This is a genomic window from Aestuariivirga sp., assembly GCF_044239095.1.
Classification (GTDB): Bacteria; Pseudomonadota; Alphaproteobacteria; order Rhizobiales; family Aestuariivirgaceae; genus Aestuariivirga.
In genome coordinates, this window is the sequence record NZ_JBIICB010000011.1 from 25,423 (window position 1) to 35,210 (window position 9,788).

Here is a 9,788-nt window from a genome sequence, read left to right on the forward strand (position 1 = left end):
TCACTTTCCTCCGTGTTTGGTTTTCTCAGGATTGGTCGTTCCCTGCTCCTGCACCACCTGCTCATGCGCGCCAGGGAGCGCGCGCATGAATTGTTCGCAGTAATCCTCGACGCTGAGGCGCTGGCGCATGCTTTCACGGCGCAGCCTGTCATAGGCTGCGTCCTCGTCGCAGTCGGCCGCCTTCATGACGGCGACGATTGCTTTCATCAGGTAGCGGCGGCCGGACCGTCGGCGCTCGTGCTCCTCGATGTCGAGGGCCATTGTGCGGCGCTGCCGGAAGGCATTGATGCCGACGAACAGCGCGGAATAGACGGAACCGCCATAGATAGGCTTGCGCAGCGTGGCCGTTGCGCCCAGCCGCATGATGGCCTTGAGGCGGCTTGGCGCCTCGACGCCGATCAGCCCGATCACCGGAATGCGGGGCAGGCGCTCCTGCCCAAGTCCCTCGACCGCGAGATTGAGGTCTGCGTCGATGAACAGCACGGATTGCTCGCTGGCAAGCGCATCCTCCCCGAGGTGGACGATGCCGCCATTGACGGCCGGATAGTTGATGCAAAGACCAAGCTTCGCGAGGCTTCCATCGAGTTGGGACATGTCGCCCGGCGCTTCGCTCACGACATGGGCGCGATAGCCGAGAAAGTTTTGAATGATGCGGGACTCGGTCATTGCACGAGTCTCAGTTTTGAAATCTGCGGAACGGCTGCATAGCGAGGTGTGGTCTGCACGAGATAGGGATCCGGGCGCACCGGCTGGCTGGCGGCATAGACGACATCGAACTCGCCCTCGGCGTTGGAGCGGCCGATCCGCGGGGTGAGATATGCGTGGTTGGTCTGGCCGTCGATGTGAACGGAGCCCTGCGGCGCTTCGATGCGCTGCAGCGCCACGGCTTGGCGGACGGCATTCACATCGTCCGTGCCCGCCTTGGCAATGGCGGCGGCGAGCAGCCGGACGGCGATGTAGGCTGCCTCGGCATCTGCCGAGACGCTTGGGCCACCCGGAAACATCTTCCGGTAAGCCGCCACGAATTGCTGGTTGGCCCGGCTCGCGATCCGCGAGAAATAGACGCTTGAGCTGAGGTGCCCATCCATTGCGTCCGGGCCGATCTCCAGGAGCTCGGGTTCGGACAGGCTGCAACTGGCGATCGGGATGGCGCTGGATTGATCGAGGCCGGCATCCTTGCAGGCTGCCCGCAGATCACGGAAGAACGTATAGGCGCTGGTTCCGATGAGCGTGTTGAAAACGAAATCGGGCCGCGCCTCGAGGATGGCTCTGATCACCTTTTCGTGATCCTTTTCGCCAACTGCCAGGTAACGCTCGCCCAGGACCGTACCTCCGGAGGCCGTGAGGCCCTCCCGGAGAATCCGGTTGTTCTCCCATGCCCAGATGTAGTTTGAGCCCACGCAATAGGCACGCTTGCCGACGTTGTTCAGCAGATACTGGATCAGTGGAATGATGTGCTGGTTTGGCGCGGCGCCGCTGTAAATGACGTTGTTCGAACTCTCAAAGCCCTCGTAGTGCGAAGGGTACCAGAGCAGCGCGTCATGCTTCTCGAAATGCGGGATCACATCCTTCCGGCTCGAGGATGTATAGCAGCCAACGACGTGACGGATGCCGTGGCCGAGAAGGGTAGCGCTCAGTTCAGGATAGCGGGCCGGTTCGCCGGCGGGATCGGCTAGAACCGGTTCAAGGCTGATATCCAGTGCGCCCGACTGACGGATCTCTTCGAAGGCAAGCATCGCCCCATTGCGCATCGACCGGGATACGGTGCCATAAGGACCGCTGTCGGACAACAACACGCCAATGCGATAGCTCTTCGCAGTCATGGATTCTCCCAAACACGAACATAGGCCCGCCGGTCTTCACCGAAGGCGCCGTTGCCAAGTATTCCGAATGTGAGGATCGCGATAAAGCGGGCGCCATTGCCCTCGCTCGTCCCCAATAGAATTCGGAAAGCTCCGGATTGTCAAGAAAACACTGACACTGCCGCAAACACAGGCAATCGCTGATCTAAAACTGTACGCGGTCCTGTCTGGGCGCCCCGAGGCTCAGCGGCTGGCGGCACGGGAAACGGCAAGAAGGCGAACCGCGGACCAAGGCTCTGGGCGGTAACCGCCGGTCCGTCCGCACTGAGGTGTGCCATGACGCCGTGCTGGATGCGTTGGCTCCGGCCAAGGGCGCCGTCATTTAGGAGGTGCCGCAGGGACTGGCTTGAAGGGGGAGGTCGATCTTGAGCCTGAGCATGATTTTTTGGCAAAAGTGGTTTTCATTTTTGCGGACAATACCCCACTGTCCGCCGAGGGGTTTCGAACTTCATCCAAATCCAGCAGTAATCTTTTCACTGATTTGCGGGTGAAGAGGATTGCATTTAAGCCCCTGTCCCTCCGCCACCAAGTGGTGTCAAGTAATTGAAATCGTACATTTCTTGAAAATCGCTTCCACCTTTCAAGAGCATCTCACGCTATGTCTTTCTCTTCGTAATGTCCTTGAAGCCGCAAAGGTGAAGATGCCGGGCTCAAGGACAACCAAACACAGATCAGCAAGAGTTCCTGATTTGTTCAGTTTGTGCTGGGCAGGTTTCGGCCAGGGAAATGACGTAAAGCGGCCAGACTGGATGGTGACCTGTGCGATGGCCATTTTTCCCTTCCACGGGTGACGGCTTGCCAATTTGAGATTCATAAAGCCTGCACTTTGCTCCCTCGATCATCCATGGCGCTCACAGCTGCCCGCCAACGCTCACACGCGAGCCACCTCTCCATGCATGGCGCCGCGACTTTGCGAAGCTGCTTTCTGGCGGGTGCGACTCGCACTGTACTCGCCTGATCGAAGTGCTGAGTCAGCAAAGATTCTCGCCGTTCTGTCTTCAGAAGAACGAGCGCAAATCAATTTTTGTTGTTTTATGTAACCATAGGGTGTCGACTAGATTGATTGATATGCAGCTCTGACCAGTTTAGGTTTAACAAACTGCGATCACTTCCCCAACTCCCTGGGGGATCAGTGCAAAGCTGGAGTGGATTTGAGTTGGAGAGAATTCGATGAAGACGCTTCGCTCGACACTGCTCACAGTCGCACTGGCAGCATTTACCTTCGGTGTCGGACTGTTCACCTCAGGAGCGCAGATGTCAGCTGCGTGGGCATCAACGACGAAGCCCAATGTGCTTCTGGTCGTGACTGACGACATCGGCATAGATCAGATAAGGACCTTCGGTTATGGCGGGCTTTCTGCGCCTGAAACTCCGACCCTGCAGTCAATCGCTGAGTCCGGTCTATCGTTCACGAACGCATGGACAATGCCAGCCTGCTCAACCGCGCGCGGTGTGCTCTATACAGGGCGCTACCCGTTCCGGACAAACATGCAGGCAGCCCTTGGTCCCTCTGATCTCGCCAATTCGATGATCTCGCCTTACGAGAACACGCTGCCCAAGCTCATGTCGAAGGTTGGTTACGCGACAGCGCTGTTCGGCAAATTCCACATCGGCCTTCAGGGCAATAACCCCTATGGACTTGGGATGGCGCATGCTCTGGGCTGGGATTACTTTAACGGCTGGCTCGATGACTCGGGAGACCCGGAGACGATTGACACCACGGCAGGCGGTGTTGGGCCAGTTGGGACTTATGTTCAAGGCTATGTGCCTGGCAGCCGCAATGGAGGGGCTGACTGGGGGGCGTGCTATGCTGCTTCAGGCCACTGCAAGAGACTGTCGTCAGCGCCACTCGCCAAGAATCCCGCTGGTCGCGCGTGCCGCGATTCTGGCGGTATCTTCGTTCCGCATGCGGTGTGCAGCCCAAGGGGTGCCGCCGGACTGGATTTCTCAACATTGAGCGCACACTACGTATCGCCGCTGGTCATAAATGACGGTGGCCAAGTCTATGAGGTCCCACCTACGGACACACGGGCGCGTACTTTCCGTAACGTTCAACAGACGGATGCGGCCATCTCATGGATCAGAACGCAGCAGGCGCGCGGTAAGCGATGGTTCGCCACAGTGGCGCTAGCGTCCGTCCATACGCCGATGCAAGCTCCACCAATATCAACGCTGCCAGTTGGCGCGGCGGACAGCAATGGCTTGGACCCTGCCTCTCTGCTGGATGGTATCGTGCTCGCCAATCAGATGATCCAGGGAATGGATTCGGAACTTGAGCGCTTGTTGCTAAGAACCGGACTGGCCAGAAAAAGACAGGGAAAGCTCTTACTGTCGGCTGCATCTGCCAACACGATAATCATCTATGTGAATGACAACGGCTCACTCGGCACGCAGGTTCGTTTGCCCTTCGATGGCACGCGCTCAAAGGGGACAGCGTATCAGACTGGCGTGTGGACGCCAATGCTGGTCGCGGGGCCCATCGTGAAAACGCCTGGTGGTGAGGTGACTGCCATGGTCAATATCGCGGATCTTTATGAGCTCGTGGCGACACTGGGTGGGGCAGATGTGCGTAAAAGCAATCCACGCAAGGTGGACTCGGAGCCGATGCTTCCTTATTTCAAGAATGTCAACACACCGAGCATCCGCAAGCGTGACTTTACACTGATTGGCCCTAACAGTCAGGCGAATGGCAGTATTAATGGTCCCTGCCAGTTCACAAGCTCTTGTTCCCATATCCCGGTGACAAAGAGCGTCTGCGAGGATAACGGCGGAATATGGTTCGGCGAGGGCGCCACAGGGACTTATCCTGGCGCCAACGGTGATCCCTATCCAATCCCTCTTGTTGCTTTCACCCACTGCTGCGAGGTGCAGCAGTGGGTCAATTCGATTGGTGGATCGCCCGTCAAAGTGCAACCGCTCACTTCGATTGGCGTCCGTGATGTTAGCGGCTTCAAGCTCGTTCGGAACCTGAAGAAGGACTACATTGGAGATGCTTGTGTCGACACAAGTGTTGATGAACTGTATGTCGTCAATCAGAATGTACCTATTCCCCTGCTAGACCGGGAGGAGCTGCTTATCCAAGAAGAGTATTCTGAATTACAGCAGACCAAGTATAATGAGCTCTCCGCCTATATGAATGAGGTCCTCGCATCTGAACCCGATTGCCCCGGGGACGGAAATGATGATGGCGTGGTGAATGCCGCGGACCTTCTGAATTTTGAGCGGTTGCGCTGGATGACAAGCGGTTCCAGTTGGTATGACGCCAATCAGGATGGTTACACCAATCTCACTGATCGCCAGATCATCTTTCAAAACCTTGGGCGCATCTGCAAGTGAGCGGCCCAAAAAGTAACTTGCCACGAAAACTGTGGTCGAGACTGAAATTCAAATTCCAAATGCAGGAACGATACTCATGCTGAGACGGATGGTTGGAATGCTTGCCTCGGTCATCGCCGGTCTGATTGGTTTAGATGTGCTGCCGGCCATGTCCGCCGCGAAACCAAACATCTTGTTCGTTGTCATGGATGACGTTGGCATAGACCAGTTGGAGCTGTTCGGATACGGCGGTGTGGGTTTCGGACCGTTGGCCCCGCCAAAGACACCTACTCTTGATGAAATCGCCCAGAGAGGCGTGCGGTTCGCCAATACCATGGCTTCGCCCGAATGCTCACCGAGCCGTGTCAGCTTCTTCACGGGGCGCTACCCGCTGCGCCATAACGTTATGGCTGCGATTCTGCCGCCTGACCTGGCCGCCTCACAACTGTCACCGTACGAAACGACCACGCCAAACATCCTCCGGAAAGCGGGATACACAAGCGCGTTGTTCGGAAAGTCGCATTTCACCAATGCGCCGACATACCCCCAGGTTCCGTCAACTGATCCTTATCAGGGCACCGCGGTTACCCAGCTCGGCTGGGATTACTTCAAGGGCTGGTATGACGGTGGCCCGAGCGACATCGATACAACTGCTGGCGGCATCGCAGCGGCGGGGACCTATAAGTGCGGCTATGTGCCAACCAAGCGTGCTGATCCCGTCAACGGCGCAGATAGTGGCGCTTGCTACAAGGCGGACAATTCATGCGTCAACATGAGTATTGGAACCGGGGCTGTTGCGCCTGGGCTGTCTTGTCTCGCGTCTGGCGGCATCCTACAGCCTAGCGTGTCCTGCGAAACACCGCCTGGCAACCTGAATTTCAACCAGCAGAACGGCTACTACGTCAGCGAACTGGTGGAAAATCCAGGCCAAGGGCAGCCTGCTGTGAAGAAGAGCCCAGCTGATCCGGCCAGCCGTGGATACCGGACCACGCTTGAGGCTGACTTTGCGATCGACTGGATCAAGAAGCAGCCCAAGAACAAGCCGTGGATGGTCACGGTGGCCTTCTCTGCTGCTCACACACCGTACCAGCCGGCTGCACCGGGGCTTGCTTACAATAAGTCAACGACACTTGGGAACGATTGCGCAGATAGCGCAACCGAATCCCGCGCTCTGATGACGCAAATGATTGAGGGTGTTGACCGGGAACTGAAGCGCATTCTGATCGAGACCGGAATTGCGCGGAAGGGGTGGAATGGATCTCTTGTCTACAACAGCAAAACGGCAAACACCGTCGTGGTGGTGGTTGCGGACAACGGCAGCTTCGCCAATAACGTACGGCTGCCCTTCGATGCAGCTCATTCCAAGGGAACTGTCTATCAGACAGGCGTATGGGTGCCCCTGATCGTGGCAGGGCCAATGGTGAAATCGCCCAACCGGACGGTGCGTTCGATGGTCAACATCGTCGATCTCTTCCAGCTTTTCGGCGACGTGGCGGGTGTCGATGTCAGAAAGGCTGTGCCAGCCACTCATGGGCTCGATTCAAAGCCCTTGCTTCCCTATCTCGTCAATCCCCGGCAAGACGCCTCGCCGATCCGGACGACGAACTTCACGCAGTATGGCTCGAACACCCGGTCTACCAGTCATGTCGACGGAGCCTGTGTGGTCAACTCCATCAACACATGCACAACTCTCTTTCCGACGAAGGATCTTTGTGAGGACGGGTATGGTGGCACTTGGTATGGAGAGGGAACCGATGTTGATATTCCTGAACCCTACAAAAGCGGAAGCGGTCTGACGACGTGCTGCCAAGTAAATCAGTACCTCAACTCAGTCAGTCAGCCGTTAGTTGCGCTCCTGCCTAACAATTCCTATGGAATGCGCAACCAGAGCTATAAGCTTATTCGCCAGACCGTTACCAACATCGATCTGGAGGGTGATTCAACACTCACCGCGGATGGCGCGAACTGTGCCGTTGAGACGACTGACGAGTTTTACCGGATCGACGAGAAGCCTCGCAACCCGAGACTTGATCGGCCCACCGGCGACAGCGCCAATAACCTTCTGCCACCGGGCACCGAAGCCGGAGCAGGCAGCACCGCTCTCTCAAGCCCTGCCCGAGAAAACTATGACGCGCTCGACCAGGCGCTGAACGATACACTCAATTCGCAGAAAGCATGCCCTGGGGACGCAAATCTTGATGCTCTGGTGAACCAAGCCGACGTGCAGAACCAGGCTGACTGGATCACAATCACCAACGGCGCATCGACGTGGTGGGACCTGGACGGCGACGGCTACACTGACGATGATGATGCGCAAGCGCTTTTCGATCTGACTGCGAACCCGAATTGCGATCTTGGGCAGGGGCAGTATCGCTAGCACATGTTCTGTTCTACTTGCCAACTCGCTGTTGAAAGTAGCGAGAATTACTACCATTGGAAGTAAAGAGCGTTTTGCCTCTCACAGACCAATGAGAGCGAGGGGCAGGTAGGAACTGTGTTCACGGAGATGATTTACGAGACATGACCTGCGACTGTGCCACCGCTTTGCGGCGGGAAGTGGTGAGGCATAGATATGTTTGGTCTCGGGATCATTAAGGAAGACCCGGCTGCCACAGACCTTAGGTTGTCTACGGCAGCCGGAACTCACATTCACAGATAAGACACATAGGGAAAGACTTATTTCAACTGAGTCCAGTGCGCATGCCGCCTGAAGAGTAGGCGGCTACTCGCTTGATCCGCTTCTCTTCTATGTATCTTGAGTGGCGACGTCTGGATCCTGCCATAAAGAAGCTGCGACGAACCGAAGACTATCATCGTCTACTGTGAAATAGAATTCTCACTAAATTAACTATCATCACACAGCGACACATGGCGCGTCTGTTTTGAAGCAAATTTGAAGTGCAGAAAATTAACTCTCGTGGGAGCAGTTTGTCATCTGCGCTGCAGTCTCCGGAGAGTGTCGCCCCATGGGCATTCTGGCAGGCCAGTGCGGAACAGAGTGATTGGGACTGAGGACGTTAGCCGAATAAAGCGATCGTGAAGCCCAGTTTCCGGAAGACGATCGTCAATGGCGCTGGGTTCGGAATGCCTTTGGCTACGCTGGGTTCTCTCTGGCCGTAGCCGCAGCTGTTTGGAATAGCGGTGTGGAGCGTAGAGTATGCTTTTGATTGTGATTTTTGACGCTCTTCGTAAGGGTCACGTTTCAGCCCGCTTTTCTGTTTGGCATAACGCAAGTGCCCGGCGCGGCAGCCCACGGGGGAGGCTGGCCGCATTGTCAGATATCGCGGTACGATCTGTTTACTTCGTCGTGATGGGCTCAACTGGGTCACGATCAGCCGTCATTGGGGACGACACCCTTGGTTTGCCAGCGTTTGGCGGGCAAGTGGCGAGAGGAGGATGAATTGTCTTCAACTTGCCAGCAGACTGTGAGCCACTGGGCGGATAGCTTTCTCGCTCCGCGCAGATGTTTCTTGTTATACGTGCTGCTGTGTGCCGCCAGCGTTCTGCTTGCATCCTGCAACAATCCGCCATCCGCCCAGCTTGAAAGCGTTGACCAGGTAGACATGACGGCGAAAACGCCGCGCAAGATCGCGAACCGTGGCGACGGATCCGCGCTCGGAACAAAGGCGGGGCAAACGCGATATCAGTTTTTCCCGGGCGTCAGCGACCGCCTGCTTGAGGATGGCGAAGAGCCGCCGCCAGGCGTCGGCGCCGAGCAAGATGGAAAGTTCACCGTCAATGTCGACCAGGCCAGCATTGCTGAAGCGGCGAAGCTTATCCTTGGAGAGACCATCGGCTATAACTACGTTCTGGATCCACGCGTGCAGGGCAGCGTGACGATGGTCAGCAATCGCCCACTCACAACGAATGAATTGCTGAGCACCTTCGAGGCTTCGCTTCGTTTGTCAGGTGCGGCACTCATACAGAGGGATGGGAACTTCAAGATCGTCGCCGTTCAGGAAGTCCTTGAGGGTGAGATGGGCACGGCGGACTTCAACAGAAATCTTTCGCCTGGCTATGGCGTGAGCGCTGTCCCGCTGCGTTATGTTAGTCCGGCGGCAATCATGGAGCTTGTGGACAGTTTCATTGCCCGCTCCGGATCGGTGCGCGCTTCGAAGGTGGGGAACATGATCCTGATCAGAGGCCCCCAGGAGGAGCGCAAGGCGCTCGTTGACGTGGTGCTGTCTTTCGATGTCGACTGGATGCAAACGCAGACGGCAAGCGTCGCCGTGCTAGAGAACGGGCGAGCCGACGACGTGGCGAGCAAGCTTGAAGCGGTCTTTGCGGAGGATACCGCCGCTTCTGGACCCAATGCACTGAAAGTCGTTCCTGTACCGCGCATCAACGGCCTGATTGTCATCGCAAATAGCAAGGCGAAAGTGCGCCGCGCCGTTGTCTGGATCAAGCGGCTGGATCAGGAAAGCATCACCGATTCAAATTACTATGTCTATGCGGCGCAGAATGGCAATGCCATTGAGCTTGCCAAGATCTTGCAGGCAACTTTCGGAGAGGGAGCGTCAGCTGGTGCCACCGCTGAAGTTGCACCCGATCGGGATAGCGTGCAGGTTTCGATGGATGCAGAGTCGACAGCGCAGAATCAGGATCCCGCTC

General features: G+C 56.8%; 5 protein-coding genes. 3 read left to right on the forward strand and 2 right to left on the reverse strand.

What is annotated here, in order from left to right; genetic code table 11:
• Both ACILRA_RS02120 and ACILRA_RS02125 read right to left on the reverse strand, forming a co-directional pair.
• Window positions 1-666: an ANTAR domain-containing response regulator gene (locus tag ACILRA_RS02120; protein ID WP_395660440.1), complete on the reverse strand. Its 666-nt coding sequence runs from the start codon at window positions 664-666 to the stop codon at window positions 1-3.
• On the reverse strand, window positions 663-1,823 hold the full coding sequence (locus tag ACILRA_RS02125; RefSeq protein ID WP_395660441.1) for a transporter substrate-binding domain-containing protein: 1,161 nt from the start codon (window positions 1,821-1,823) through the stop codon (window positions 663-665). The genes ACILRA_RS02120 and ACILRA_RS02125 overlap by 4 nt, the downstream gene beginning before the upstream one ends.
• A 1,209-nt stretch (window positions 1,824-3,032) precedes the next feature.
• Between ACILRA_RS02125 and ACILRA_RS02130 the strand changes: the two genes are divergently transcribed.
• The 3 genes from ACILRA_RS02130 to ACILRA_RS02140 form a co-directional block, all read left to right on the forward strand.
• The gene (locus ACILRA_RS02130) at window positions 3,033-5,198 is read left to right on the forward strand and encodes a sulfatase-like hydrolase/transferase (protein WP_395660442.1); all 2,166 of its coding nucleotides are present in this window, start codon (window positions 3,033-3,035) and stop codon (window positions 5,196-5,198) included.
• A gap of 76 nt (window positions 5,199-5,274) precedes the next feature.
• Window positions 5,275-7,554: a sulfatase gene (locus ACILRA_RS02135; protein WP_395660443.1), complete on the forward strand. Its 2,280-nt coding sequence runs from the start codon at window positions 5,275-5,277 to the stop codon at window positions 7,552-7,554.
• 1,102 nt (window positions 7,555-8,656) lie between these two features.
• Window positions 8,657-9,788, forward strand: a 1,132-nt coding sequence (locus ACILRA_RS02140; protein ID WP_395660446.1) for a secretin N-terminal domain-containing protein, incomplete at its 3' end; no start/stop codon positions are given.